Consider the following 26,021-nt stretch of genomic DNA (forward strand, 5'->3'; position numbering starts at 1 on the left):
GTGACCCCTGAAGATGCCCCCCTGCGACTGATTCTCGATGGCGAAGCGCTGGTCGCCAACTGGCGCTGGCTCGGCAGAACGGCGGGGGCTCCGGCGGGCGCCGCGATCAAGGCCGACGGTTATGGGCTGGGCGCCAGGGCGGTGATCGACCGGCTCGCCGCCGCCGGCTGCCGCGATTTCTTCGTCGCGACCTGGGGCGAAGCGGCAGCACTGGGCGCCTTGCCCGACGGCGTCCGTCTATCGGTGCTGCACGGGGTGCGCGAAGAGGATCTGCCGGTCGCGATCGCATCGTCGGCACGGCCGACGCTGAACAGCGCGGCGATGGTCGCGCGCTGGAAATGGGCGGCGCCTGGCCGGCCGTGCGACGTGATGGTCGATACGGGCATGAACCGGCTCGGCCTGACCGTCGAGGAGGCATCGTCGGGGCTGCTCGACGGGTTGCGGATCGACGTGCTGATGAGCCATCTCGCCTGCGCCGACGAGCCCGACAGCCCGATGAATGCGGTGCAGCGGGCCGGTTTCGTCGCGGTCGCGGACCAGGTGAAGGCCGATCGCTACAGCCTCGCCAATTCGGCAGGGGTGTGTCTCGGGCCCGATTATGGGTTCGACCTGACCCGGCCGGGCCTGGCGCTCTATGGCGGCATTCCCCGGATCGAGGCGCAGGATCATATCCGCCAGGTGGTCCGGGTCGAGGCGCAGGTGCTGCAGGTCCGCGACGTGCCGGCCGGCGACACCGTCGGCTATGGCGCGACCTTCACAGCGACCACGCCGCGGCGCATCGCCATCCTCAACCTCGGCTATGCCGACGGCTATCTGCGCGCCTTTGCCGGGCAGGGCAGCGCCCGCCTGGCGGATGCGCGCTTTCCGCTTGCCGGGCGGGTGTCGATGGACCTGATCGCGATCGATCTCGGCGATGGCGATGTCGCCGAGGGCGACTGGATCGAGGTCGATTACCGGCTCGATCGTGCCGCGGCCGTCACCGGTCTGTCGCAATATGAGTTGCTGACCGGGCTCGGCACCCGCTATCAGCGGCTCTGGACATGACATGGTGGCTCAGATTTCTAAGCTGATTATCGGTATTTTCGCGCCTATTGGCGGCCTGCTGCTCTCGGCGCTGGCGGCGGTCGGACGGGTCGGCATCTTCACCTGGACCACGGTGTCGCGCGCGGTGCGCCCGCCTTATTATCCGGGGCGGTTCCTCGAGCAGCTGATGCAGATCGGCTGGTTCTCGCTGCCGGTCGTCGGCATGACCGCGATCTTCTCGGGCGCCGCGCTCGCGCAGCAGACCTTCACCGCGGGCTCGCGCTTCAACGCCACCTCGACGGTGCCGGCGATCGTCGTGCTCGGCATCGTCCGCGAACTCGGGCCGGTGCTGGTCGGCCTGATGGTCGCCGGCCGGGTCTCGTCGGCGATGGCGGCCGAGATCGGCACGATGCGGGTGACCGAACAGCTCGACGCGATGACCACGCTCAGGACCGATCCCTATCGCTATCTGATCGCCCCGCGCCTGCTGGCGGCCCTGATCGCGACCCCGCTGATGGTGCTCGCCGCCAACGCGATCGGCATCTTCGGCGGCTATTTCGTGTCGGTCTACAAGCTCGATTTCAGCCCGACCGGCTATCTGACCACCACCCGCCAGTTCCTGACCGCCACCGACCTGCAGATGGCGCTGGTGAAATCGGCCTTCTTCGGTTTCTTCATCGCGCTGATGGGCTGCTATCATGGTTTCCACACCCAGGGCGGTGCGGCCGGGGTGGGCAGGGCGACCACCGATGCGGTGGTGTCGGCCTTCATCATGATCCTGCTGTCGAACATGATCATCACCCTCGTGGCGTTCGGCTGATGGCCGAGCACAAGATCGTCCTCAAGGACGTCGCCAAGACGTTCGGCCCCAACAAGGTTCTCGACGGCGTCAATCTCGAGATCGAGCGCGGCGAGTCGATGGCGATCATCGGCCAGTCGGGCAGCGGCAAGTCGGTGACCCTGAAATGCATCCTCGGCCTGGTCAGGCCCGATCGCGGGCAGGTGACGATCGATGGCGAGGACGTCACCCATATGTCCGGGCGCGAGCTCGAGCGCACCCGTGCCAAGTTCGGCATGCTCTTCCAGGGATCGGCGCTGTTCGACAGCCTGCCGATCTGGCGCAACGTCACCTTCGCGCTGACCCAGGGCCGCGCCAAGGACGCCACGCGGATGCGCAAGATCGCCGCCGAGAATCTCGAGCGGGTCGGGCTGTCGACGACGATCCTCGATCTTCATCCCAACGAGCTGTCGGGCGGCATGCAGAAGCGTGTCGCGCTGGCGCGCGCGATCGCGCCGCGGCCCGAGATCATCTTCTTCGACGAGCCCACCACCGGGCTCGATCCGATCCGCGCCGACGTGATCAACGATCTGATCGTCGAGCTGGTTGAGGATCTCGGGGTGACCGCGCTCACCATCACCCACGACATGGCCTCGGCGCGCAAGATCGCCCACCGCGTGGCGATGCTCTACCAGGGCAAGATCGTCTGGCGCGGTCCGCGCGATCGGCTCTACGATTCGGGAAACCCTTATGTCGATCAGTTCGTTCAGGGACGGGCCGAGGGGCCGATCCGCTGATCTTGTGTTCGATGTTCTCGATCACTGAGACCATTCTTTCCAATTGGATCGATCACCCGGCTTTCGGCACCTGGCTCCCGTCCACACAGAGGAGGAGAATATATGCTCGGCCGTGAAGTCCCGAATGTCACCCTGAAGACCCGCGTCCGCGACGAGAGCGTCGAGGGCCCCAATCCGTTCCGCTGGCAGGACGTCCAGACCGGCGACCTGTTCGGCAACGGCCGCCAGGTCGTGTTCGCGCTGCCCGGCGCCTTCACCCCGACCTGCTCGACCGAGCAATGCCCGGCCTATGAGCGCAATTATGACGAACTGCGCGCCGCCGGCGCCGACGAGGTCTATTGCCTGTCGGTCAACGATGCCTTCGTGATGTTCCAGTGGGGCAAGAATCTCGGCCTCAGCAAGACCAAGCTGCTGCCCGACGGCTCGGGCGATTTCACCCGCCGCATGGGCATGCTGATCAACAAGGACCATCTCGGCTTCGGCGACCGTTCGTGGCGTTATGCGATGGTCGTCGACGACGGCACGATCGTCGCCTGGTTCGAGGAACCCGGCATCAACGACGATGGCAGCGACGAGGATCCGTACGGCGTCAGCGCCCCCGACAATGTCCTCGACTGGCTCAAGGCCAACCCGAAATAAGCCGAACATGAAAAGGGCCGGTCATTGCTGACCGGCCCTTCTTCTTGGTGCCTGCCCCCCGACCCGGATGGGCAGGACGGACTATCTTACCGTTCGATGCACATCGCGATGCCCATCCCGCCGCCGATGCAGAGCGTGGCGAGACCCTTCTTGGCGTCGCGCTTCTCCATCTCGTAGAGCAAAGTCGTCAGCACCCGCGCGCCCGAGGCGCCGATCGGGTGGCCGATCGCGATCGCACCGCCATTGACGTTGACGATGTCGGGGTTCCAGCCGAGTTCCTTGCCGACCGCGAGCGCCTGTGCCGCGAACGCCTCGTTCGCCTCGATCAGGTCGAGGTCGGCGAGCGTCCAGCCGGCCTTTTCGAGCGCCTTGCGGCTCGCGGGCGCCGGGCCGATCCCCATATAGGCCGGATCGACGCCGCAGGTCGCCCAGGACCGGATCGTGCCGAGCACCGGCGCGCCGCGCTTGGCCGCCTCGTCGGCCGACATCAGCACCAGCGCCGCGGCGCCGTCGTTGATCCCGCTGGCGTTGGCGGCGGTGACGGTGCCGTCCTTCTTGAACGCCGGCTTCAGCCCCGCCATCGATTCGATCGTCGCGCCGTCGCGGATATATTCGTCGTCGCTGACGATCGTGTCGCCCTTGCGGCCCTTGATCGTCACCGGCACGATCTCGTCGCGGAAACGGCCCGAGGCACGCGCCGCCGAGGCCTTGTTCTGGCTGCCGACCGCGAACGCGTCCTGCTCGGCGCGGGTGATCTGATATTGCTCGGCCAGATTTTCGGCGGTGATGCCCATATGATAGTCGTTGAACGCATCGGTCAGCCCGTCATGCGTCATCGTGTCGACCAGGCTGACCGGGCCCATTTTGTGCCCGGCGCGCAGGAACTGCGCATGCGGCGCGAACGACATATTCTCCTGGCCGCCGGCAACCATGATCGCCGCGTCGCCGCACTGGATCGCCTGCGCCGCCATCGCCACCGACCGCAGCCCCGAACCGCACAGCTGGTTGACCCCGACCGCGGTCACCTCCTTGGGCAGCCCGGCCTTCATCGCTGCCTGGCGCGCGGGATTCTGGCCCTGCGCGGCACCGAGCACCTGGCCCAGCAGCACCTCCTCGACCTCGGATGGATCGACCCCGGCCTGTTCGAGCGCGGCCTTGATCGCGATCGCGCCGAGCTCATGCGCGGGGAGGGTGGCATAGGACCCGAGGAAACTGCCGACGGGGGTGCGCTTGGCGCCGGTAATGACGATATCGACCATGATCAAAATGCTCCTGCTGCGGCGGCCGCATCGGCGAAGGCTATGGCTGCCTTCTCGGTCCCGAGTCGGTGATTGCCGCCTGTGAACGGCTGCTATCAGCTATGCCGCACCTGCGAAAGCCAATCGCGAATCGGCGCCCAGAGCTGCGCCTGCGCACGGCTGCCGACGACCATGCCGACATGGCCGAGCGCGAGTTCGATCCGCTCGCCGCCGGCCCAGGCGGTGGCCGCGGGGGTGATCCGGTCGACCGTCGACACGATGTTGAGGATCGGGCAGCCGATCGCCGCCGGGTCGATCGTCCGTCCGCCGACCTGCCAATGGCCGTCGCCGCTGCCATTGTCGGTCATGAACGACCGCAGCAATTCCCGGCCGGCGGCGAGCGTCAGCGGCGCGCCGCCATTGGCCCAGTCTTCGACCGCGACATAATTCGCGCCCGCCGGGCTCGCCGGATCCTTGCCGGCGAACGCCTCGAACTTGGCGACGGTCCGCTGCGGATCGAGATTCCAGAACGCCTGTTGCAGCACTTCGACCGGCAGCAGGCCCAGGGCTTCGGCGCCCGGTTCGCTGTGCGTCCAGAGTTCGGCCAGCCCCTCCCGCGCTTGCGAAGGAAAGCCCGTAAAATCCCAGGGTGCGGCGATCAGGATCAATGCTGCAACCCTGCGCAGCGCCGCGGCGGCGATCGCCATCGTTCCGCCCAGACAATAGCCGGCCAGTGCGACCTCGGGTCCGGCGGCGTCGATCAACGGCAGCAGATAGCGCTCGACATGGCCGCCGACCGACAGGTCGCGCTCATCGGGCGCGGGCTCGCCCCAATCGAGCAGCAGCGGCCGCATGCCTTCGGCAGCGAACCACCGCATCAACGAATTTCCGGGGGCGAGGTCGAGAACTTCCGATCCGTTGATCAGCGACGGCACGAACAGGATCGTCCGGCCTGCGCCGCCATAGCCGAACAATGTGGCGCGGCCCTGGCGGGCGACGACCTCGGGCGGGTCGGCGCGGGGTGCACGCGGCGCGGTCTGATAGGCCTTCAATCCGGCGAGCGCCGCGCGCATCCGGGCCGGGTCGTCCTGGGTTTCGCTGCGCAGCAATTCCAGGAACAGGGGCAGCGGACGCGGCCTGTGTTGCGGCGCGGAAAGATTTGATGCTATGTTGGGCTCCATAGACTGACAAGGATGGGGCGATATGGCGAAATCTTCGGACGGATCGGGAACGGTCATCATCAAGAAATACGCCAATCGCCGGCTCTACAACACCGAAACCTCAAGCTACATCACGCTCGAGCATCTCGCGGCGATGACGCGCGAAGGCCGCGACTTCAAGGTTATCGACGCGAAGACCGAGGAGGACATCACCCATAATGTCCTCACCCAGATCATCATGGAAGAGGAAACCCGCGGCCAGACGATGCTGCCGGTCAGCTTCCTGCGCCAGCTGATCTCGCTCTACGGCGATTCGATGCAGTCGATGGTGCCGCAATATCTCGAAGCCTCGATGGAGGCGTTCCGCCGCAACCAGACCCAGTTCCGCCAGGCGATGGAGGGCGCGTTCGCGGGCGGCCCGTTCGCCGAGATCGCCAAGCGCAACATGGCGATGTTCGAAGCCGCCGCCTCGGCCTTCAAGCCGCCGGTCGGGGCGCCGGGCGCCGCGCCGACCAAGCCCACCACGGAGGCTCCCACCACCGAGGTCGATCTGCTCAAGGCCCAGCTGGCCGCGATGCAGGAACAGATCAACAATCTGAAGTGAAGTGATCCAGGCCGCCCGTTCCCTCCGGGGAACGGGCGGGTGATCGCGATCAGGGCTTCACGAACTTCAGCGTGAAGCGATCGCTTTCGCCGATCGCCTTATATTTGGCGCGATCGACATCGCCGAGATCATAGGTCGGCGGCAGCGTCCACACCCCCTTCGGCCAGTCATGGCTGTCCTTGGGATTGGCATTGACCGGGGACTCCCCGGCCAGCTTGAAACCCGCCGCGGTTGCCAGCCGGACCACCGTCGAAATCTTGATATAGCCGCTGCTTTTCTCGAGCGCGCTGTCCTTGTCCTCGGGCAGGCGATGATCCTCGACCCCGAGCACGCCGCCGGGCTTGAGCGCGGCATGGAAGTCGGCGAACGCCTTCGCCGCGACATCGTCGCCCGCCATGATCAGGTTGTGGACGTTGCGGAAGGTCAAGAAGACGTCGACCGATCCCGCCGGGATGCTGCTGGGCGCCGTCTTGTCGAACGGCGCGATCGTCGCCGGTCCCCACCAGTCCTTGTTCTTCGCGGCGAGCGCGGTGAACGCCGTCACCGATTTTTCGGACGATGGCGGCACCGCGATATAATGGCCGCGGTCCTTCAGGGTCGGCGCGATGATTTCGGTGAACCATCCCCCGCTCGGGTAGAATTCGGCGACGGTCAGTCCGGGCTTCACTCCGAAAAAGGCGAGCGTCGCCGCCGGATGACGATAGACGTCACGCGCGCGATTGGCCTCGCTGCGGCGGGGATCGGCGATCGCCTTTTCGATGGCGGGATCCGCCTTGGCCGCCGCCATGGCGGGAACCGCCAGCATCGCGGGCAGGGTGACGACAGCGGCGGCGAAACTCAGTAACGGGTGGCGCAAGGACGCTCTCCTGATCGTGAGGGGAGCCGCCACCATGACGGAGTATCGTGCGAGTGCAATCGGACTATGCGGTCCCGACCCTGATTTTCGTCGCGCTGACCATCGTGTCGATCCTCGGCGACTGGCTGCGGCACCGGCGGATGGGTCGCGGCAGACCGGGCTGGATACCGTGGCCGTTGCTCACGATCGTCGGGCTGATCGGCGCGATCTTCCTCGCGGCCTTCTGGCTCAAGGACGGCGGCTGATCATTCCAGGCAGGTGTCGAGCAGGGGCTGGTCGAAGCCGTACTGCCGGGCCTTCTCGACCGTATAGGGGCGCAGGCCCGCCGGCACATATTCGCCGACGATCTTACCTTCATTGTCCTCGGCGTGATATTCGAACTTGAACAGCTCCTGGGTGATGATCACCGGGCCTTCCATGCCGATCACCTCGGTGATGCTGGTTACCCGGCGCGAACCGTCGCGCAGCCGCTTGACCTGGACGATCAGGTCGACCGAGTCGGCGATCTGCTTCGAAATCGCCTCCTTGGGCACCTTGATGTCCGACATCATCACCATATTCTCCATACGCGCCAGCGCCTCGCGCGGGCTGTTCGAGTGGAGGGTACACATCGAACCGTCATGGCCGGTGTTCATCGCCGCGAGCATGTCGAAACATTCGGGCCCGCGGATTTCGCCCAGGATGATGCGGTCGGGGCGCATGCGCAGCGCGTTGACGACGAGGTCGCGGATCGTGATCGCGCCCTGGCCCTCGAGATTGGCCGGACGCGTCTCGAGCGGCAGCCAGTGCGGCTGCTGGAGACGCAGCTCGGCGGCGTCCTCGATCGTCACCACCCGCTCGCCCGGGTCGATCATCTTCGACAGCGCGTTGAGCATCGTCGTCTTGCCAGAGCCGGTGCCGCCCGAGATCACCACGTTGAAGCGCGACGCGCCGGCGATCTTGAGGAAGGTCGCCATCCGGTCGCTCATCGATCCGCTCTTCGCCATGATGTCGAGGGTGATCGGCTTGGACGAGAATTTGCGGATCGAGATCGCGGTGCCGCGCAGCGACAGCGGCGGCACGATCACATTGACGCGGCTGCCGTCGGCGAGCCGCGCGTCGGCCAGCGGGGTGGTCTGGTCGACCCGGCGGCCGACCTTGGAGACGATGCGCTGGGCGATCTGGAACAGATGCTCCTCGTCGCGGAAGCTGATATGCGCGAGCTCGAGCTTGCCCTTGCGCTCGACATAGGTCTGGTCGGGGCCGTTGACCATGATGTCGGTGATCAGCGGATCGCCGAGCAGTTCCTCGAGCGGCCCGAGCCCGAGCAGTTCGTCGACCAGCACCTTCTCGAGCGCGAACTGCTCGCGGCGGTTGAGGGTGATCCGCAGTTCGGCGAGCACCTCGCCGATGATCGGCCGGAACTCCTCGGCCAGTTCGTCCTTGCTCAGCGTCGCCGCCGCCTCAGGGTCGACCCGTTCGAGCAGCCGAGGGAGCACCTGCTCCTTGATCTTGTGGATCGACGCCTCGAACCCCTCGACCTTCGATCGCCCGGCCTCGCCCGAGGCGGCCTCGCGGATCGCGAGCCGCGCCATCGCATCGTTGACCCGCGGCGCCGCCGGGGTCGCGTCGGACAGCGGGCTGTCGAGATCGAAGGCCGGCAGGTCCGCGAACGGGTTGGCGGCGGAGAAAGGGGCTGTAGCGGCAAAGGGATCCGCGCTGAGCGGCGGGAACTGCGCGCCGCCGGCGGGGGCGGTGTCGCTGGTCCACATCGGCTGCGCCACGCCGAAGGCGGGCTTGGCGCCGTTCGTCATCGATCCACGTTTGCCGAATGCACTCATCGGTACTCAACCCCAACATGGCCGATACAGGGCCGCCGGAGCATTGCTAACCGAGACTGTTGAAGAAGCGCTTAACCGCTGGGGAAGGGGGACCGAAACGAAAAAGCCCGGCCGCGCCAGAGGCGGGCCGGGCCTTTCTACCGGTCGGGCAGGGCGATCAGGCTTCGGTCGCCTGCTCCGCCAGGACCGTCAGGCCCTTTTCGTTGACCTCGGCGAAGCCGCCTTCGACATGGATCCGCGAGACGACCGTGGTCGGGCTCGAATAGATCGACAGCTCGCCCGAGCGGACGACCGACATGAACGGGGCATGCCCCGCGAGCACGCCGAAATCACCCTCGGTGCCGGGGACGACCACCATATAGACCTCCTCCGAGCGGAGCAGCTTTTCCGGGGTGACGAGTTCGAAGTGAAGGTCTGCCATGCAATCTCTCCCCCCTCCCTCGAAAGGGAGGGGCCAATGTCGTTACGCCGCGTCGGCAGCCAGCTTCTTGGCCTTCTCGACGACTTCGTCGATGCCGCCGACCATGTAGAAGGCGGCTTCCGGCAGATGGTCATATTCGCCTTCGACGACCGCCTTGAACGACTTCACGGTGTCTTCGATCGCGACGAACTTGCCGCTGATGCCGGTGAAGACCTCGGCGACATGGAACGGCTGCGACAGGAAGCGCTGGATCTTGCGGGCGCGCTGGACGGTCAGCTTGTCCTCTTCCGACAACTCGTCCATGCCCAGGATCGCGATGATGTCCTGCAGCGACTTGTACTTCTGCAGGGTTTCCTGGACCGCACGGGCGGTCTCATAATGCTCCTGGCCGACGATGCGCGGCTCGAGCATGCGCGAGGTCGAGTCGAGCGGATCGACCGCCGGGTAGATGCCCAGCTCCGAAATCGCGCGGTTGAGGTTGGTGGTCGCATCGAGATGGGCGAACGAGGTTGCCGGCGCCGGATCGGTAAGATCGTCGGCGGGCACGTAGATCGCCTGCACCGAGGTGATCGAACCCTTGTTGGTCGAGGTGATGCGCTCCTGCAGCGCGCCCATGTCGGTCGACAGGGTCGGCTGATAGCCCACCGCCGACGGGATGCGGCCGAGCAGTGCCGACACTTCCGAACCCGCCTGGGTGAAGCGGAAGATGTTGTCGACGAAGAACAGCACGTCCTGGCCTTCGACGTCGCGGAAATATTCGGCGATCGTCAGGCCCGAGAGCGCGACGCGGGCACGCGCGCCCGGCGGCTCGTTCATCTGGCCGAACACCAGCGCGACCTTCGATCCTTCCGGGGTCGGGTTGCCGTCGGCATCCTTGGCGATGACGCCCGCGTCGAGGAACTCGTGATAGAGATCGTTACCCTCGCGGGTGCGCTCGCCGACGCCGGCGAACACCGAGGTGCCGCCATGGCCCTTGGCGATGTTGTTGATCAGTTCCTGGATGAGCACGGTCTTGCCGACGCCGGCGCCGCCGAACAGGCCGATCTTGCCGCCCTTCGCATAAGGCGCGAGCAGATCGATGACCTTGATGCCGGTGACGAGGATGCTGGCATCGGTCGACTGGTCGACGAACAGCGGGGCCGGGGCATGGATCGGGGCGGTTTCGGCCGCGTTGACCGGGCCGCGCTCGTCGATCGGCTCGCCGATCACGTTGAGGATGCGGCCGAGCGTCATCGGGCCGACCGGCACGCGGATCTGCGAACCGGTGTCAGACACTTCCTGGCCGCGCATCAGGCCTTCGGTCGCGTCCATGGCGATCGTGCGGACGGTGTTCTCGCCCAGATGCTGCGCGACTTCCAGCACCAGGCGGTTGCCGTTGTTGCTGGTTTCGAGCGCGTTCAGGATCGCCGGCAGTTCGCCGTCGAAGGTCACGTCGACGACGGCGCCGATGACCTGGCTGATGCGGCCGACATTGGTGGTGGTTGCGGTAGCCATGGTGTCTTCCTTGCTGCCTTCGTTCGTTGTCCGGGCGCTGCTGCGCCCCTGCTTCGCTGCGGCGCTGACGCGCCAGTTCCTATCGCTTAGAGCGCTTCCGCACCGGCGATGATTTCGATGAGTTCGGTGGTGATCGCCGCCTGCCGGGTCCGGTTATACTGGATCGACAGCTTGTTGATCATGTCGCCGGCGTTGCGGGTCGCATTGTCCATCGCGGTCATGCGGCTGCCCTGTTCGGACGCGGCATTTTCCAGCATCGCCCGGAACAGCTGGATCGCGACGTTGCGCGGCAGCAGCTCGGCGAGGATCGCTTCCTCGTCGGGTTCATATTCGACCGCGGCCGACGCCCCGCTGGTCGCGGTGGCGGCCGACGCCGACAGCGGCACCGGGATGATCTGGATCTCGGTCGGTTCCTGGACCAGCGCCGACTGGAACTTGGCGAAGAACAGATGCGCGACGTCGAACTCGCCGCCATTATAGCGGGCGATCAGGTCCTCGGAGACGACATGCGCGTCGGCGAAGCCGACATTCTTGATGTGGGTCTGGTCGACCTGGTGGACGATCTTGCCCGGATAGAGCCGCGAGATGACCGCGCGGCCCTTCTTGCCGATCAGGTAGAATTTCACCGTCTTGCCCTGGGCGATCAGGCTGTCGGCGGTCTTGCGCGCCGCGCGGACGATGTTGCTGTTGAACGCGCCCGCCAGGCCGCGTTCCGAGGTCGCGACGACGAGCAGGTGAACCTGGTCATTGCCGGTGCCGGCGAGCAGCTTGGGGCTCTGCGGACCGACGGTGACCTTCGAGGCGAGGCTCGCCATCACCGCGCTCAGCCGCTCGGCATAGGGACGGCCGGCCTCGGCCGCCATCTGCGCGCGGCGCAGCTTGGCCGCGGCGACCATCTTCATCGCCTTGGTGATCTTCTGGGTCGACTTCACCGATGTGATGCGGACCTTGAGGCTCTTCAAACTTGGCATAATCTATCAGTTCCGCGCCAGGGCCAGACGGCCCGCAAGACCAAGAAAAGCGGCGCCGAGCACGCCTTCGAACCAACGCATGACCCCGCTCTGGCCGACCTTGCGACCCATGCTGGTCGCCAGCGCCGACAGGATCAGGCACCACAGGAAGCCGATCCCGTAGACGATCGCGATCAGCCCGACGCCGAGCATCGGCGCATCGGGGCCGGTGCCGACGAACTGGGGCAGCGCCGCCAGGAAGACGACCGCGACCTTGGGGTTGAGCACCGTGCTGAGGAAACCCTGCCGGAACGGGGCTCCCAGATGCGCGGGCTCTTCGACCTTCACCGCCGGCTTCAGCGCGCCGCGCAGCAGCTGGACGCCCAGCCATGCGAGGTAGAGCGCGCCCGCGATCTTCACGATCGTGAACAGGCTCGGCACCGCGTTGAGGATGCTGAGGAACCCGAAGCCGCACAGCGCCATGTACCAGACGCCGCCGAGCATGATCCCCGAGGCGGCCGCCATCCCGGCGCGGAAACCGCGCCGCGAGGCATTGCCGACCACGAGCATCGTGTCGGGACCAGGCGTCAGCACCAGCGCCACCGCCAGCGCTGTCCAGGCGAGGAGGGAGTGCTCCGGGCTCATGACCTCAGGCGAAGGTCTTCGTGAACGCGTCGATCGCCGCGGCGAGCTTCGCCTTGAGATCGTCGCCCAGATCCTTCGTGTCGCGGATGCCGCCGAGCACGTCGGCATGCTTCGAACGCAGCTCGGACAGCAGCGCCCCCTCGTAGCGGGTGACGTCGCGGACCGGAACCGCATCGAGATAGCCGTTCACGCCGGCGAAGATCGACGCGACCTGCTCTTCGAACGGCAGCGGCTGGAACTGCGGCTGCTTGAGCAGCTCGGTCAGACGCGCGCCGCGGTTGAGCAGCTTCTGGGTCGAGGCGTCGAGATCCGAACCGAACTGCGCGAATGCCGCCATTTCGCGATACTGGGCGAGCTCGAGCTTGATCGAGCCGGCGACCTTCTTCATCGCCTTGGTCTGCGCGGCCGAACCGACGCGGCTGACCGAGAGGCCGACGTTGATCGCCGGACGGACGCCCTGGTAGAACAGGTCGGTCTCGAGGAAGATCTGGCCGTCGGTGATCGAGATCACGTTGGTCGGGATGTAGGCCGACACGTCGCCCGCCTGGGTTTCGATGATCGGCAGCGCGGTCAGCGAGCCGTTGCCGTTGGCGTCGTTGAGCTTGGCGGCGCGCTCGAGCAGGCGGCTGTGCAGATAGAAGACGTCGCCCGGATAGGCTTCGCGGCCCGGCGGGCGGCGCAGCAGCAGCGACATCTGGCGATAGGCGACCGCCTGCTTCGACAGATCGTCATAGACGATCAGCGCGTGCATGCCGCGGTCGCGGAAATATTCGCCCATCGCGACGCCGGTGTAGGGCGCGAGATATTGGAGCGGGGCGGGGTCCGACGCGGTCGCGGCGACCACGATCGAATATTCCATCGCGCCGTTTTCTTCGAGCGTCTTGACGAGCTGGGCGACGGTCGAACGCTTCTGGCCGATCGCGACATAGACGCAATAGAGCTTCTTGCTCTCGTCGGTGCCCTGATGCGACGCCTTCTGGTTGATGAAGGTGTCGATCGCGACCGCCGACTTGCCGGTCTGGCGATCGCCGATGATCAGCTCGCGCTGGCCGCGGCCGACGGGGACGAGCGCGTCGAGCGCCTTGAGGCCGGTCTGCACCGGCTCATGCACCGACTTGCGCGGGATGATGCCGGGGGCCTTGACCTCGACGCGGCTGCGCTCGGTCGTCGCGATCGGGCCCTTGCCGTCGATCGGGTTGCCGAGGCCGTCGACCACGCGGCCGAGCAGTTCCTTGCCGATCGGCACGTCGACGATCGCGCCGGTGCGCTTGACGACGTCGCCTTCCTTGATCTGGCTGTCCGACCCGAAGATCACGACGCCGACATTGTCGGCCTCGAGGTTCAGGGCCATGCCCTGGATGCCGTTCGAGAATTCGACCATCTCGCCGGCCTGGACATTGTCGAGGCCGTGGATGCGGGCGATGCCGTCGCCGACCGACAGCACCTGGCCGACTTCGGATACCTGCGCTTCGGTGCCGAAGCTGGCGATCTGGTCGCGGATGACCTTGGAGATTTCTGCGGCGCGGATGTCCATGTTCAGCCTTTCATCGCAATCGCGAGAGTGTTCAATTTGGAGCGGATGGAGCCGTCGATCTGCTTCGAGCCGACCTTGACGACCAGGCCACCCAGGATCGCGGGATCGACGGTCAGTTCGACCGCGACGTCCCGGCCGAGCTGGCCCTTGAGCTTCGCCTTCAGCTCGTCGACCTGCGCGGTCGAGAGCGGATGGGCGGAAGTGACTTCGGCGGTGATCTCGCCGCGATGACGGGCGGCGAGGCCGGCAAAGGCGCGGATCACCGCGCCGGTCTGGCCGAGGCGCCGGTTCTGCGCGAGCACGCCGAGGAATTTGGTGGTGGTGGGATCGAGGCCCAGGGTCGGGGCTATCGCCGCGACCGCCTTCACCGCCTGATCGCGCCCGACCAGCGGACTGGTCACCAGGCGACGGAAATCCTCCGATTCGCCGAGCGCGGCCTTGAGTGTCGCGAGACTGGCCGAAACGGCGTCGATCGCATTCTCGTCGCGGGCCAGCTGGAACAACGCCGTAGCATAACGTCCGCTGAGGCTAGCCTGAATACCGCCGGAATTCTCCACGCGCTTCACATCCCCCAAATGGATTTGGCCCCATGCCAAAAAGGGGGCGTCTCGCGACGTCCCTGCATGGGTTGCCGGGCGACTAGCAGGCGATGTCGGGGGATGCAAGGCAGTTGGAGGCCGCCCCGGCGATGAGGTGGTAAATGTTACCGGCCGGCGGTTTCGGGCGTTATAACATATCGTGCGAACAGATATGTCGAACTCGCGCTTTTTAGCCTGGCTGGGACTTGCCGAGATAGGCCGAGAGCCGGTTGCGGGTGGCGGCGCGCGACTTTTCGGGGTTCAGCAGGTCGTAGACCACCGCATTTTCGAGCACCCGCTGGACATAGCCGCGGGTTTCCTGGAACGGGATCGCCTCGATCCAGTCGACCACATCGACCCCGGGCATGCGCGGATCGCCATTGGCGCGGATGAACTTGTTCACATTGCCGGGCCCGGCATTGTAGCTGGCGATCGCCAGCACATAGCTGCCATTATAATAATTCAGCATGCGGTCGAAGAAGCTCGACCCGAGCATGACGTTATAGGCGGGCTCGGCGAGCTTGCCTGGATCGAAAGCGAGGCCGAGCTTGCCGGCCTGTTCCTTGGCGGTGCCGGGCATCAGCTGCATCAGCCCGCGCGCGCCGGTGCGGCTCGTCGCCTGGCGGTCGAACTGGCTTTCCTGGCGGCTGATCGCGTGGATCATCGTCCAGTGGCTCGCCATTGCCGGCGGCACCGCGACCTGCGGGAAGCCGAAGCGCAACGGATCGGCGGTGCCGCTGGTCCGTGCCGCGCGCGATACCATCACGCCCAGGTCGGGCCGGTCGATCGCCAGCGCCAGGTCGCCCGCCAGGATATGATCGGTATCGGTCCTGGCGTTGCCGGCGATCAGCCGCACGAACGCGGTCTGGTCCTGCCATTGGCCCTGCCGGCCGAGCAGCCGCGCGGCGCGCACCACCTCGCTCGCCTCGAACGAGGCGCGCTCGCCCGCCGGGATCGCCCCGCGCGGCGGTTCGGCGGGCATGGCGAGGTCGCGGCCCAGCCGCTCGGAGGCGAGCTGGCCGTAGAACTGGTCGATATGCGCGCCGGCCTGCGCATAATAGCTGCGCGACCAGTCGCTACGGCCGGCCTTCTCGGCGGCGCGACCCGCCCAGTACCAGCCCTTGGTCTGGCTCTGCGGGCTCTGCGCGGCGCGCGCATAGCGGTCGAACATCGCCATCGCATCGGCCGGACGGTTGAGCTTTTCGAGCGCGACCGTGCCCGCCAGCCACATCAGGCTGGTATAGTCGTCGCGCTCGTCGAACGGCCGTTCGCGGATCTTGGTGCCCGACGGATAGGTCGCCTCGGCATGTTTGGCGATCGCCACCACCAGGTCGTTCTGGCCGTCGGCGGCGCAGGCGGTGGCGAAGCTCAGCAGCGTGTCGAGCCAGGTCGCGGCGTCGAACGGCAGTCCGGAGAAGTCGCGCGACTGCGCCAGCCAGATCCGTGCGCCGGCGCTGTTGGCGCGATCGCGCATCCAGCGCGCGCGGTCGAGGACGAAGCCCGGATCGCGGTTGGCGGCCTCGCCGGCCGCGGCCACCAGCGTCTCGACCTGCGGATCGTTGCGGATCAGCGCCAGCCGCGCGGCATAGAGCGGGCGCCGTGCCGCCGAGACGTTCGCCAGCTGGCGCTGTGCCGCAGCCGCCGACCGGTCCCACAACAGCCGTTCCATGCGCTTGTCATGATCGGCCGCGGTCAGCTGCGAACCGAACCGGGTCATCAGTCGGCCCTCGTCGTCGGGCGAGAGCCCCTTCGTCGCCCAGGCCGCGACCGCTGCCGCCTTGGCCTCGGCCGGACGGCCGGTCGACGACAGCGCCTCGGCATAGCGCGCCTGGCCGGCGGCGGTCAGCGGCGGATAGCGGGTGAAGAAGGTGACGACATAGCGCGGATCATAATTGTTCGGATCGATCCGCCGCTCGGCCGCCTTGCGCATCGCGGTGTCGCCGGGCCAGCCGGGATGCGCGGTCAGGAAGGCGGCATAATCGGCGAAGGCCAGCGAATCGCTGCCGCGCAGCCGCCGCCATTCGACGATCGCGGCACTCAGGGCGTTGTCGTTCCACACCGAGAAACCGGCCGGCGGCGCGGTCGGCGCGGGGCTCACCAGCTCGGGCGCGGCCATCACCGCGAGCGCCGCGGTCGACGCCAGCAGCAGCCCCGGTACAAAAAGACGACGCACGCCGCTGGACAGGCCGGCTCCGGAAAACCTATTGGGCGCAGCGCGATCTCGGGCGTTCATCATCATGCCTCTATGCCCGACCAGCAGCCCGAGGTGAAGGGAGAGTGGAATGTTCAGTGGGTCGATACCAGCCCTGGTGACGCCGTTTCGCGACGGGGCGTTCGACGAAAAACTGTTCCGGGCCTTCGTCGACTGGCAGATCGACGAGGGTTCGAGCGCGCTCGTTCCGTGCGGCACGACCGGCGAAAGCGCGACGATGTCGATCGACGAGCATAATCATGTCGTGAAGGTGTGCATCGACCAGGCGAAGGGTCGGGTGCCGGTCATCGCCGGCTGCGGATCGAACGACACCATGGCGGCGCTCGACCATATGCGCCACGCGCAAAAGGCCGGTGCCGACGCCGCCCTGGTGGTGCTGCCTTATTATAACCGTCCCAACCAGGACGGCATCATGCTCCACTATCGCTATCTCGCCGAGAATTGCGACCTGCCGATCATCGTCTACAATGTGCCGAGCCGCACCGTGAACGACATCCTGCCCGAAACCCTCGCCAGGGTCGCCGAACTGCCGACCGTGGTCGGGATCAAGGACGCCAGCGGCAAGGTCGAGCGGGTTTCGGCGCATCGCCTGGGCTGCGGCACCGATTTCTGCCAGCTCTCGGGCAATGACGATACCGTGCTCGGCTATATGGCGATGGGCGGGGCGGGCTGCATCTCGGTCACCGCCAATGTCGCGCCACGGCTGTGCGCCGATTTCCAGGCCGCCTGCGCCGAAGGCCGCTGGGCCGACGCGCTGCTGTTGCAGGACCGGCTTTTCCCGCTCCACCAGGCGCTGTTCACCGACGCTTCACCCGGACCGATCAAATATGCGCTGACCCGCACTTATGCGGACTTCCCGGCAGAGTTGCGCATGCCCATGACCTGGCCGTCGGAAGCGAGCCGGAAGGCCGTGGATGCAGCGCTTGCCCATGCAGGTTTGACAGGCTGATAGATGGTACGTCCGCGCCCACCAGAGTTCGAAAAGACCAAGATCGTCGCCGAGAACCGGCGTGCGCGTTACGAATATTTCCTCGAGGATTTTTTCGAGGCGGGCATCGCGCTGACCGGTACCGAGGTGAAGTCGCTGCGCTTCGGCGAAGGCTCGATCGCCGAAAGCTATGCCGAGGTGAAGGGCGAGGAGGTCTGGCTGGTCAACTCGAACGTGCCCGAGTTCAGCCATGGCAACCGCTTCAACCATGAGCCCAAACGGCCGCGCAAGCTGTTGCTGCACAGCCGCCAGATCGAAAAGATGCGCACCGCCGTCACCCGCGAAGGGATGACGCTGATCCCGCTCGCCATCTATTTCAACGGCCGGGGCAGGGCGAAGGTCGAACTCGCGCTCGCCAAGGGCAAGAAGATGCACGACAAGCGCGAGACCGAAAAGGCCCGCGACTGGAATCGCGAGAAGCAGCGCCTGCTGCGCGACCGGGGCTAGGCGCGACCGTCATGTTCACCCGCATCGGCAACTGGTGGCGCAACAATGCGCCGACGCGCGAATCGCTCGAGGAGATACGCTGGCTGCGCCCGTTCGCGCATCGCGCGCTCGAACCCAGCCTGTGGCGCTTCACTCGCCGCTCGGTGCCGCGCGGGGTGGCGCTGGGGCTGATCGTCGGCATCTTCCTGATGATCCCTGGGATCCAGATCATCGGCGCCTGCCTGCTCGCGCTGCCGTGCCGGGCCAATGTGCCGATCGCGGTGGCGGGAACCTTCCTCAGCAATCCGGCCACGACCCCGTTCATCCTCTATCTGGCGATCGTCGTCGGCAACCGCTTCGTCCATTCGACCGCCGACATCAGCACCGTCACGACGATGATCAACCATGGCGCGTCGATCGGCGAATGGGTGAACTGGCTCGCCTCGTCGGCGGCCCCCGCGCTGATCGTCGGCCTGTTCGTGATCGCGACGGTGTCGGCGGCGGTCGGCTATCTCGCCTCGGCGCTGTTCTGGCGGATCTGGGTCAACCATAAATGGGTGCTGCGCACCCGCCAGCGGATCGAGCGCGCGCACCAGCTGCAACATCCCGAGGGTTGATCCTGACACGGTTGATGATAAGCCGGCGTCATAGTCAGATCATACACCGAGGTTTTCCATGAAAAATATCCTGATCGCCCTGGCCGCGAGCAGCATGCTCGTGCCCGAAGCCGGCGCCTTTGCCGCACCCGCCGCGGCGAAGGCCCCCGCCAGGCCGACCTATGGCAGCTTCGGCTTCGACGCGAAGGGCATGGATCTCAGCGTCGCCCCCGGCGACAATTTCTACGATTATGCCAATGCGGGCTGGGCCAAGGCGACGCCGATCCCGGCCGATCGCTCCAACTATGGCATGTTCACCGTGCTCGACGACCTGTCGACCTCGCGCAGCCATGCGATCCTCGAGGATGTGTCGAAGAAGCCCGGCACCCGGATCGGCGATTTCTATGCCAGCTTCATGGACGAAAAGGCGATCGATGCCGCCGGCATCACGCCGCTGGCGCCGACCCTTGCCGAGATCAAGGCGCTGAAGGACAAGGGCGCGGTCGCGGTCGAGTTCGCGAAGCTGCGCAAGGCGGGCACCAATGTCCCGTTCATTCTCTATGTCGGCCAGGACGACAAGGAACCCGAGCAGTATATCGTCAGCAGCGCCCAGGGCGGCCTCGGCATGCCCGATCGCGATTATTATCTGAAGACCGATGCCGAGATCACCAAGACCCGTGACGCCTACAAGGCGTTCGTCGCGAAGCTGCTGACCCTGGCCGGCGAGCCGAATGCCGACGCCCGCGCCGCGGCGATCGTCGCCTTCGAGACCGAGATCGCCAAGGTCCAGTGGAGCCGGATCGATTCGCGCGACAGCACCAAGACCTACAATAAATGGGCGCGCGCCGATTTCGCGAAGAACGCACCCGGCTTCGACTGGGACGGTTTCCTCAAGGAAGCCGGGGTCGATGCGCAGCCGGCCTTCCTGGTCGCGCAGCCGAGCGCCTTCACCGGCATGGCGAAGCTGATCGAGGCGACCCCGATCGAGGTGCTCAAGGATTATATGATCGCGAACGCGATCAACGCCGCCGCGCCTTATCTGTCGAAGGATTTCGTCGCCACCGACTTTGCGTTCAACCAGACCGTGCTCAGCGGCACCCCGGAGAATTCGGTGCGCTGGAAGCGCGGCGTCAATCTGGTCAAGGACCAGATCGGCGAGGATCTCGGCCGGGAATATGTGAAGCGCTTCTTCACGCCGGAGACCAAGGCCGCCGCCGACAAGCTGGTGCGCAACGTGATCGCGGCAATGGACCTGCGCATCGACAAGCTCGCCTGGATGACCCCCGAGACCAAGGTCAAGGCGCATGAGAAGCTCGCCGCCTTCACCCCGAAGATCGGCTATCCCGACAAATGGCGCGATTATTCGTCGGTGGTGATCAAGCGCGACGATCTGCTCGGCAATGTCGTGCGGTCGAACATCTTCGAATGGCAGCGTGGCCTGAACAAGCTCGGCAAGCCGCTCGACCGCAGCGAGTGGGGAATGACCCCGATGGAGATCAACGCCTATGCCAATTTCGGCATGGTCGAGATCGTCTTCCCCGCGGCGATCCTGCAGCCGCCCTTCTTCGATCCCAATGCCGACGCCGCGGTCAACTATGGCGGCATCGGAGCGGTGATCGGGCATGAGCTCAGCCATCATTTCGACGATCAGGGCGCGAAATATGACAAGAACGGCCGGCTGTCCGACTGGTGGACCCCGGCCGACGTCAAGGCGTTCGGCGCGCTCACCGACAAGGTCGTCAAGCAATATGACGCCTATGAACCGCTGCCGGGGATGCATGTCCAGGGCGCGCTCACCCAGGGCGAGAATATCGCCGATCTCGCCGGCCTGACCGTCGCCTATGACGCCTACAAGCTGTCGCTCGGCGGCAAGCCGGCGCCGGTGATCGACGGCTTCACCGGCGACCAGCGTTTCTATCTGGGCTGGGCGCAGGTCTGGCGCCGCAGCTATCGCAAGGCCAATCTGCGCCAGCGTCTGCTGACCGATCCGCACGCGCCCTCGACCGAGCGCGCCGCGGTCGTCCGCAACCTCGATCCCTGGTATGAGGCCTATCAGCCCAAGCCCGGTCAGAAGCTCTATCTGCCGGCCGAGGAGCGCATCCGCATCTGGTGAGCGCACGCCTCCGGTTTCGCGCCGCCGGCCATTGAAGCGGCGGCGCGAACGCGGCACGATCGGCCGTCCGGTCGGCCAGGGCCGCGCCAGGACCGATAGGACAAGCCGCGATGCCGACACCTACCCTGCTGGTCTCGACCTGGTATGACGGGCTGTTCACCGTTGCGGGCGACGCCGTCGGTCACGACTTCGCCGGGCAGCCGGTGCGCGGGCTGGCGTCGGACGGGCAGGGCGGCATGCTCGCCATCGTCGGCGCGCATGGGCTCTATCGGCGAACCTCCGGCGGCGAATGGCGTGAGGTCGCGAACGGCGAAGCCCCGCTCTCCTGCTGCGTCGCCGTCGACGACGCCATCTTCGTCGGCACCGACGATGCGGACGTGCTGCGGCTCGATCCCGATGGCACGCTGCACCGGCTGACGGGCTTCGATGCGGTCGAGGGCCGCGACCGCTGGTACGCCGGTGCGGCGATCGTCGACGGCAAGCTGATGGGGCCGCCGCTCGGCATCCGGTCGATGGCGGCGAGCTGCGACGGCGCGGCGCTGCTCGCCAATGTCCATGTCGGCGGCATCGTGCGATCGACCGACGCCGGGCGCAGCTGGGCCCCGACCATCGCCATCGACCATGATGTCCACCAGGTCTGCACCCATCCGACCCGGCCCGATCTCCTGATCGCGGCGGCCGCGGTCGGGCTGTGCATCAGCCGCGACTCCGGGCGGAGCTGGACCGTCGAGCGGCGCGGGTTGCACGCCGAGCATTGCTCGGCGGTTGCCTTCGGGCGGCACGACATGTTCGTGTCGGCATCGGTCGATCCGTTCGCGGCGCAGGGCGCGGTCTATCGGCGGCCGATCGACGGCTACGGGCCGCTGGAGCCGCTGGGCGGGGGCAGTCCGCGCTGGTTCGACGGCATCGTCGATACCGGCTGTATCGCCGCCCGCGACGGCATGATCGCGATCGTCGATCGCGGTGGATCGCTCCATCTGTCGGACGACGACGGTGCGAGCTGGTCCTGTTCGGCCACGCGGATTCCGGTCGCCAGCGGGCTGCTCATCGACTGAACGGCCCTTCCATACGGGGCGGCCGGCACGATGGCGCCCCCGAAATGCTTGACGTGGCGATGGGGCCGGAGAACAGAAGGGCGTATGGCCACGCGTTCTCCTGCGATCTTTCTGCAGCCGTCGGTTTCGACGCCGAAGCTCTATCCGATCCTCGCCCTGCTGATCGGCGTGGCGTCGCTTGGCACCGCCGCCCTGATCTGGGGCGCGACCGACGATGCCCTGCTCGCGGTCGCCTTCTTCCTCGCCTTCGCGGTCAGCGCGCTGATCTGCGCGCTGGTCGCGATCGCGGCGCGGCGGACCAATCTGGCGGTCGGGCGCTATCCCGACATGACGCTGCTGCTCGGCACGATCGAGGACGCCGACGCCGCGCTCGCGATCACCGGGCCCGACGGACGGCTGCTGTGCGCGAACCGCCAATATGAAGGCTGGTTCGGCGGCCTGCCGACCCCGCCGGCGTTGCCGCTGCCGCCGGCCTCGCGCAAGCGGCTCGAGGATGCCGACATCGCCGCGCGGCGCGACGGCTTCGCCGCGATCGAGAAGCTCGTCACCGATCGCGGGGTGGTCGACGTCGTCCTGCGGCGCACCGGCGAGGATGGCCGCCATGTCGTCTGGCGCTTCCGCAAGCCCAGCCATATCGACAGCATCGGCGACATATCGCGGATGATCGCCGGCGAACCTGGGCGCAGGCTCGGCAGCGCCGGGATGATGGCGGTGATGGTCGACGGCAACGGCATCGGCCTGTCGGGCAACGCGGTGTTCCGGCGGCGCGCGCTCGGCAGCAGCGAGGCGCCGATGTCGGGCTGGTCGCTCGCCGAACTGCTCCGCTCCGACGGCGACCATATCCGCCTCGCCGCCGATCCGCGCGACGCCGCCCCGCTCCGGATGCTCCAGGTCCCGCTCGACGACGAGGATGTCAGCGCCACCCTGTTCTTGATGCTCGATGAGGATCCGGGGCTCGCGCTGCAGCACGAACGCCAGCTGCTCGCGACCAGCAATCTCCACGGCCTGCTCGACATGCTGCCGCTCGGGCTCGCGCTCGCCGGGGCCGACGGCCGGATGAGCTTCATGAACGAGCCGTTCGCCCGCGCCGCCGGGCTCGGCCCCGAATCGTCGATCGTCTATCCGAGCGATCTCGTCGTCGAGGACGACAAGGCGGCGGTGTCCGACGCGGTCCGGCGCTTCTCGCAGGGGCGCGGCTCGGCGACCGACCTCGCGGTCCGGCTCAAGGAACGTCCCGAGGAGAATGTCTCGCTGACGATCGCCGCGACCAAGGGGCTCGGCGATGCGACGGTGCTGCTCAGCCTCAAGGACAATAGCGAGGAATCGCGGCTCAAGCGCCAGGTCGCCCAGGCGATGAAGATGCAGGCGGTCGGCCAGCTCGCGGGCGGCGTCGCCCATGATTTCAACAATATCCTGACCGCGATCATCGGCCATTGCGACCTGATGACGATGCGCCACATGCCCGGCGACAGCGATTATGACGACATCCAGCAGATCAAGCAGAATTCGAACCGCGCCGCCGCGCTGACCCGGCAGTTGCTCGCCTTCTCGCGCCAGCAGACGCTGCGCCCGCAGATCCTGCAACTGCCCGACGTCATCTCGGAAATCTCGAACCTGTTGAAGCGCCTGCTCGGCGAGACGGTGACCCTCGACGTCAGCCATGGCCGCAATCTCGGCACGGTGCGCGCCGACCCCGGCCAGCTCGAGCAGGTGATCGTCAACCTCGCGGTCAATGCCCGCGACGCAATGCCCGACGGCGGCGCGCTCAGCATCCAGACCTATGCGCTGCCCGCCGCCGAGGTGAAGCGCATGGGGGTCGAGATCATGCCGGTCACCGATTATACCGCGATGAAGGTTTCCGACACCGGCAGCGGCATTCCCGAAGAGATCATCACCAAGATCTTCGAGCCCTTCTTCACCACCAAGGAGGTCGGCAAGGGCACCGGCCTCGGCCTGTCGACCGTCTACGGCATCGTCAAGCAGACCGGCGGTTTCATCTTCGCCGAATCGGAAATGGGCAAGGGGACCAGCTTCGTCATCTATCTGCCGGTGCACGAGGCGAGCGCGCCCGCGGCGGTCGCCGCCAAGCCGGTCGCGGTTGTGCCCAGCACCGAGCTGTGGGGCACCGGCACGATTCTGCTGGTCGAGGACGAGGCGATGGTCCGCGCGGTCGCCGAGCGCGCGCTCACCCGCCAGGGCTACAAGGTCGTCACCGCCACCAATGGCGAGGAGGGGCTCGAGATCCTCGAAAGCGACGAGGCGATCGACCTGGTGATCTCCGACGTGGTGATGCCGACGATGGACGGGCCGGCGATGGCGCGCGCCGCGCGCGAGCTCAAGCCCGACCTGCCGATCATCTTCATGTCGGGCTATGCCGAGGAACAGCTGCGCAAATCGATCGACATCGATCGTATCGGGTTCCTGCCCAAGCCCTTCTCGGTCCAGCAGATCTGCGCCGCCGCCCGCGACGTGCTGATGGAGAAAGCCTCTTAAAATCCCTTTATGTTCTCTTCTTGTTCTCTCGGAACATTTCGTGTACCTCTTTAGCCATTGAAGCTTCGGTACGCGCTATCTACGAGGGAGCGGCACGCATGTCGGCACAGTTGAAACTGATAGGAACCCCCAAGGACGTGGCAAGCATGGACAGGCAGAAGGCCCTCGAAGCGGCGCTTGCGCAGATCGACCGCGCCTTCGGCAAGGGATCGGCGATGAAGCTCGGCTCGCGCGAGGCGATGCAGGTCGAGGCGGTATCGACCGGCTCGCTCGGGCTCGACATCGCGCTCGGCATCGGCGGCCTGCCCAAGGGCCGCGTCATCGAGATTTTCGGCCCCGAAAGCTCGGGCAAGACCACGCTGGCGCTCCATGTGATCGCCGAGGCGCAGAAGCTGGGCGGCACCGCCGCCTTCGTCGACGCCGAACATGCGCTCGACCCGGTCTATGCCAAGAAGCTCGGCGTCGACATCAACGAACTGATCGTCTCGCAGCCCGACACCGGCGAGCAGGCGCTCGAGATCACCGACACGCTGGTCCGCTCGAACGCGATCGACGTGCTGGTGATCGATTCGGTCGCGGCGCTCGTTCCGCGCGCCGAAATCGAAGGCGAGATGGGCGACAGCCATGTCGGCCTCCAGGCCCGGCTGATGAGTCAGGCGCTGCGCAAGATCACCGGCTCGATCAGCCGGTCGAAGTGCACCGTGATCTTCATCAACCAGATCCGCATGAAGATCGGCGTGATGTACGGCAGCCCGGAGACGACGACCGGCGGCAACGCGCTCAAATTCTACGCGTCGGTTCGTCTCGACATCCGCCGCACCGGCCAGATCAAGGATCGCGACGATATCGTCGGCAACGCGACCCGGGTGAAGGTGGTCAAGAACAAGGTCGCGCCGCCGTTCAAGCAGGTCGAATTCGACATCATGTATGGCGAGGGCATCTCCAAGGTCGGCGAACTGCTCGATATCGGCGTCAAGGCCGGTCTCGTCGAGAAATCGGGCGCCTGGTTCAGCTATGATTCGATCCGGATCGGCCAGGGCCGCGAGAATTCGAAGACCTATATGCGCGAAAATCCCGAAGTCGCCGCCCGGCTCGAAGCCGCGATCCGCGCCAATTCGGCCGGGGTCGGCGACGCGCTGATGGTCGGTCCCGACGATAGCGACGATATCTGATCGAACCGATGATGGCGGCGTCTTCGGCGCCGCCATCGCTCCGGCCGACCTGGCCAGCTGATCGAGGAGCCATGATGATGGCCAGTGCGCGTCTCAACTATGTCGAGCTGCCGGTCGGCAATATCGCCGCCAGCCGCGATTTCTTCGCCAGCGCCTTCGGCTGGGATCTTACAGCCTTCGGCCCCGATTATGCCGCGACGATCGGCGCGGGTTGCGATCTCGGGCTCAACGGCGATTCGTCGGATACGACCGCGGCGCCGCTCGCGGTGATCGAGACCGACGATCTCGAAGCGGCGCTGGCCGCCGTCGAACAGGCGGGCGGCACCGTCACCCGGCCGATCTTCGCCTTTCCGGGCGGGCGGCGTTTCCATTTCCGCGAGCCGTCGGGAAATGAAATGGCGGTCTATATCAACGAGCCGTCCTGAGCTT

Annotated in this window: 25 protein-coding genes; 14 read left to right on the forward strand and 11 right to left on the reverse strand. The window is 66.5% G+C overall.

Going from position 1 to position 26,021, the window contains the following annotated elements; translation table 11 throughout:
• The 4 genes from alr to AC1RM6_RS26790 all read left to right on the forward strand — a co-directional run bounded on the left by alr (position 1) and on the right by AC1RM6_RS26790 (position 3,237).
• Complete coding sequence (gene alr, locus AC1RM6_RS26775) at positions 1–1,044, forward strand: alanine racemase (RefSeq protein ID WP_493107021.1); 1,044 nt, start codon at positions 1–3, stop codon at positions 1,042–1,044.
• 13 nt (positions 1,045–1,057) lie between these two features.
• Positions 1,058–1,843, forward strand: coding sequence for an MlaE family ABC transporter permease (locus AC1RM6_RS26780; protein WP_493107140.1), 786 nt, complete (start codon positions 1,058–1,060; stop codon positions 1,841–1,843).
• Positions 1,843–2,598 (forward strand): ABC transporter ATP-binding protein, encoded by a 756-nt coding sequence (locus tag AC1RM6_RS26785; protein ID WP_493107023.1) that lies wholly within the window; start codon positions 1,843–1,845, stop codon positions 2,596–2,598. Before AC1RM6_RS26780 ends, AC1RM6_RS26785 begins: the two co-directional genes overlap by 1 nt.
• A 102-nt stretch (positions 2,599–2,700) precedes the next feature.
• Positions 2,701–3,237, forward strand: a complete 537-nt coding sequence (locus AC1RM6_RS26790) for a peroxiredoxin (RefSeq protein WP_493107025.1) — start codon at positions 2,701–2,703, stop codon at positions 3,235–3,237.
• A gap of 86 nt (positions 3,238–3,323) precedes the next feature.
• On the opposite strand, the gene AC1RM6_RS26795 is transcribed toward AC1RM6_RS26790, so the two are convergent.
• Both AC1RM6_RS26795 and AC1RM6_RS26800 read right to left on the reverse strand, forming a co-directional pair.
• The gene (locus tag AC1RM6_RS26795; RefSeq protein ID WP_493107027.1) at positions 3,324–4,496 is read right to left on the reverse strand and encodes an acetyl-CoA C-acetyltransferase; all 1,173 of its coding nucleotides are present in this window, start codon (positions 4,494–4,496) and stop codon (positions 3,324–3,326) included.
• 95 nt (positions 4,497–4,591) lie between these two features.
• Complete coding sequence (locus AC1RM6_RS26800; RefSeq protein ID WP_493107029.1) at positions 4,592–5,584, reverse strand: alpha/beta hydrolase; 993 nt, start codon at positions 5,582–5,584, stop codon at positions 4,592–4,594.
• A gap of 94 nt (positions 5,585–5,678) precedes the next feature.
• Between AC1RM6_RS26800 and phaR the strand changes: the two genes are divergently transcribed.
• A complete protein-coding gene (gene phaR, locus AC1RM6_RS26805; protein WP_493107031.1) occupies positions 5,679–6,239 on the forward strand; it encodes a polyhydroxyalkanoate synthesis repressor PhaR in 561 nt (186 codons plus the stop codon).
• A gap of 49 nt (positions 6,240–6,288) precedes the next feature.
• Here phaR and AC1RM6_RS26810 read toward each other — a convergent pair whose 3' ends face one another.
• Positions 6,289–7,044, reverse strand: coding sequence for a class I SAM-dependent methyltransferase (locus tag AC1RM6_RS26810; RefSeq protein WP_493107142.1), 756 nt, complete (start codon positions 7,042–7,044; stop codon positions 6,289–6,291).
• A 98-nt stretch (positions 7,045–7,142) separates the two neighbouring features.
• Here AC1RM6_RS26810 and AC1RM6_RS26815 point away from each other — a divergent pair, with 98 nt between their 5' ends.
• Complete coding sequence (locus tag AC1RM6_RS26815) at positions 7,143–7,340, forward strand: hypothetical protein (RefSeq protein WP_493107033.1); 198 nt, start codon at positions 7,143–7,145, stop codon at positions 7,338–7,340.
• Here AC1RM6_RS26815 and AC1RM6_RS26820 read toward each other — a convergent pair whose 3' ends face one another.
• From AC1RM6_RS26820 to AC1RM6_RS26855, 8 genes are all read right to left on the reverse strand, one after another.
• Positions 7,341–8,915, reverse strand: a complete 1,575-nt coding sequence (locus AC1RM6_RS26820) for a TadA family conjugal transfer-associated ATPase (RefSeq protein WP_493107035.1) — start codon at positions 8,913–8,915, stop codon at positions 7,341–7,343.
• A 157-nt stretch (positions 8,916–9,072) separates the two neighbouring features.
• Positions 9,073–9,336 (reverse strand): ATP synthase F1 subunit epsilon, encoded by a 264-nt coding sequence (locus AC1RM6_RS26825; protein WP_493107037.1) that lies wholly within the window; start codon positions 9,334–9,336, stop codon positions 9,073–9,075.
• Positions 9,337–9,378: 42 nt separating this feature from the next.
• Complete coding sequence (gene atpD, locus AC1RM6_RS26830) at positions 9,379–10,830, reverse strand: F0F1 ATP synthase subunit beta (protein WP_493107039.1); 1,452 nt, start codon at positions 10,828–10,830, stop codon at positions 9,379–9,381.
• Between the two features lie 86 nt (positions 10,831–10,916).
• A complete protein-coding gene (locus AC1RM6_RS26835) occupies positions 10,917–11,801 on the reverse strand; it encodes a F0F1 ATP synthase subunit gamma (protein ID WP_493107041.1) in 885 nt (294 codons plus the stop codon).
• Positions 11,802–11,807: 6 nt separating this feature from the next.
• Positions 11,808–12,425, reverse strand: coding sequence for a LysE family translocator (locus AC1RM6_RS26840; protein ID WP_493107043.1), 618 nt, complete (start codon positions 12,423–12,425; stop codon positions 11,808–11,810).
• A gap of 4 nt (positions 12,426–12,429) precedes the next feature.
• Positions 12,430–13,959, reverse strand: a complete 1,530-nt coding sequence (gene atpA / locus AC1RM6_RS26845) for a F0F1 ATP synthase subunit alpha (protein ID WP_493107045.1) — start codon at positions 13,957–13,959, stop codon at positions 12,430–12,432.
• Positions 13,960–13,961: 2 nt separating this feature from the next.
• A complete protein-coding gene (locus AC1RM6_RS26850) occupies positions 13,962–14,516 on the reverse strand; it encodes a F0F1 ATP synthase subunit delta (RefSeq protein ID WP_493107144.1) in 555 nt (184 codons plus the stop codon).
• Positions 14,517–14,727: 211 nt separating this feature from the next.
• On the reverse strand, positions 14,728–16,770 hold the full coding sequence (locus tag AC1RM6_RS26855; RefSeq protein WP_493107146.1) for a lytic transglycosylase domain-containing protein: 2,043 nt from the start codon (positions 16,768–16,770) through the stop codon (positions 14,728–14,730).
• A 49-nt stretch (positions 16,771–16,819) separates the two neighbouring features.
• Here AC1RM6_RS26855 and dapA point away from each other — a divergent pair, with 49 nt between their 5' ends.
• From dapA to AC1RM6_RS26895, 8 genes are all read left to right on the forward strand, one after another.
• On the forward strand, positions 16,820–17,698 hold the full coding sequence (gene dapA / locus AC1RM6_RS26860; protein WP_493107047.1) for a 4-hydroxy-tetrahydrodipicolinate synthase: 879 nt from the start codon (positions 16,820–16,822) through the stop codon (positions 17,696–17,698).
• A 3-nt stretch (positions 17,699–17,701) separates the two neighbouring features.
• On the forward strand, positions 17,702–18,184 hold the full coding sequence (smpB, locus tag AC1RM6_RS26865; protein WP_493107049.1) for an SsrA-binding protein SmpB: 483 nt from the start codon (positions 17,702–17,704) through the stop codon (positions 18,182–18,184).
• Between the two features lie 11 nt (positions 18,185–18,195).
• On the forward strand, positions 18,196–18,780 hold the full coding sequence (locus AC1RM6_RS26870; protein WP_493107051.1) for a DUF2062 domain-containing protein: 585 nt from the start codon (positions 18,196–18,198) through the stop codon (positions 18,778–18,780).
• Positions 18,781–18,838: 58 nt separating this feature from the next.
• Entirely contained in the window at positions 18,839–20,872 is a 2,034-nt protein-coding gene (locus tag AC1RM6_RS26875) for a M13 family metallopeptidase (protein ID WP_493107053.1), read from the forward strand.
• Positions 20,873–20,982: 110 nt separating this feature from the next.
• Positions 20,983–21,927: a sialidase family protein gene (locus tag AC1RM6_RS26880; protein ID WP_493107055.1), complete on the forward strand. Its 945-nt coding sequence runs from the start codon at positions 20,983–20,985 to the stop codon at positions 21,925–21,927.
• An 84-nt stretch (positions 21,928–22,011) separates the two neighbouring features.
• Complete coding sequence (locus AC1RM6_RS26885; RefSeq protein WP_493107057.1) at positions 22,012–24,420, forward strand: hybrid sensor histidine kinase/response regulator; 2,409 nt, start codon at positions 22,012–22,014, stop codon at positions 24,418–24,420.
• A 98-nt stretch (positions 24,421–24,518) separates the two neighbouring features.
• Positions 24,519–25,592 (forward strand): recombinase RecA, encoded by a 1,074-nt coding sequence (gene recA / locus AC1RM6_RS26890; RefSeq protein WP_493107059.1) that lies wholly within the window; start codon positions 24,519–24,521, stop codon positions 25,590–25,592.
• Between the two features lie 77 nt (positions 25,593–25,669).
• A complete protein-coding gene (locus AC1RM6_RS26895) occupies positions 25,670–26,017 on the forward strand; it encodes a VOC family protein (RefSeq protein WP_493107061.1) in 348 nt (115 codons plus the stop codon).
• Positions 26,018–26,021 lie beyond the last annotated feature (4 nt).

The sequence above is a fragment of the Rhizorhabdus sp. GW822-FHT03C02 genome (genome assembly GCF_058801765.1).

Bases quoted from the DNA above. Each gene is read 5' to 3' on its own strand.
- AC1RM6_RS26785 (WP_493107023.1), top strand. From the start codon at position 1,843: ATGGCCGAGCACAAGATCGTCCTCAAGGACGTCGCCAAGACGTTCGGC.
- AC1RM6_RS26790 (WP_493107025.1), top strand. From the start codon at position 2,701: ATGCTCGGCCGTGAAGTCCCGAATGTCACCCTGAAGACCCGCGTCCGC.
- AC1RM6_RS26795 (WP_493107027.1), bottom strand. From the start codon at position 4,496: ATGGTCGATATCGTCATTACCGGCGCCAAGCGCACCCCCGTCGGCAGT.
- phaR (WP_493107031.1), top strand. From the start codon at position 5,679: ATGGCGAAATCTTCGGACGGATCGGGAACGGTCATCATCAAGAAATAC.
- AC1RM6_RS26810 (WP_493107142.1), bottom strand. From the start codon at position 7,044: ATGCTGGCGGTTCCCGCCATGGCGGCGGCCAAGGCGGATCCCGCCATC.
- AC1RM6_RS26820 (WP_493107035.1), bottom strand. From the start codon at position 8,915: ATGAGTGCATTCGGCAAACGTGGATCGATGACGAACGGCGCCAAGCCC.
- AC1RM6_RS26825 (WP_493107037.1), bottom strand. From the start codon at position 9,336: ATGGCAGACCTTCACTTCGAACTCGTCACCCCGGAAAAGCTGCTCCGC.
- atpD (WP_493107039.1), bottom strand. From the start codon at position 10,830: ATGGCTACCGCAACCACCACCAATGTCGGCCGCATCAGCCAGGTCATC.
- AC1RM6_RS26835 (WP_493107041.1), bottom strand. From the start codon at position 11,801: ATGCCAAGTTTGAAGAGCCTCAAGGTCCGCATCACATCGGTGAAGTCG.
- AC1RM6_RS26840 (WP_493107043.1), bottom strand. From the start codon at position 12,425: ATGAGCCCGGAGCACTCCCTCCTCGCCTGGACAGCGCTGGCGGTGGCG.
- atpA (WP_493107045.1), bottom strand. From the start codon at position 13,959: ATGGACATCCGCGCCGCAGAAATCTCCAAGGTCATCCGCGACCAGATC.
- AC1RM6_RS26855 (WP_493107146.1), bottom strand. From the start codon at position 16,770: ATGAACGCCCGAGATCGCGCTGCGCCCAATAGGTTTTCCGGAGCCGGC.
- dapA (WP_493107047.1), top strand. From the start codon at position 16,820: ATGTTCAGTGGGTCGATACCAGCCCTGGTGACGCCGTTTCGCGACGGG.
- smpB (WP_493107049.1), top strand. From the start codon at position 17,702: ATGGTACGTCCGCGCCCACCAGAGTTCGAAAAGACCAAGATCGTCGCC.
- AC1RM6_RS26870 (WP_493107051.1), top strand. From the start codon at position 18,196: ATGTTCACCCGCATCGGCAACTGGTGGCGCAACAATGCGCCGACGCGC.
- AC1RM6_RS26875 (WP_493107053.1), top strand. From the start codon at position 18,839: ATGAAAAATATCCTGATCGCCCTGGCCGCGAGCAGCATGCTCGTGCCC.
- AC1RM6_RS26880 (WP_493107055.1), top strand. From the start codon at position 20,983: ATGCCGACACCTACCCTGCTGGTCTCGACCTGGTATGACGGGCTGTTC.
- AC1RM6_RS26885 (WP_493107057.1), top strand. From the start codon at position 22,012: ATGGCCACGCGTTCTCCTGCGATCTTTCTGCAGCCGTCGGTTTCGACG.
- recA (WP_493107059.1), top strand. From the start codon at position 24,519: ATGTCGGCACAGTTGAAACTGATAGGAACCCCCAAGGACGTGGCAAGC.
- AC1RM6_RS26895 (WP_493107061.1), top strand. From the start codon at position 25,670: ATGGCCAGTGCGCGTCTCAACTATGTCGAGCTGCCGGTCGGCAATATC.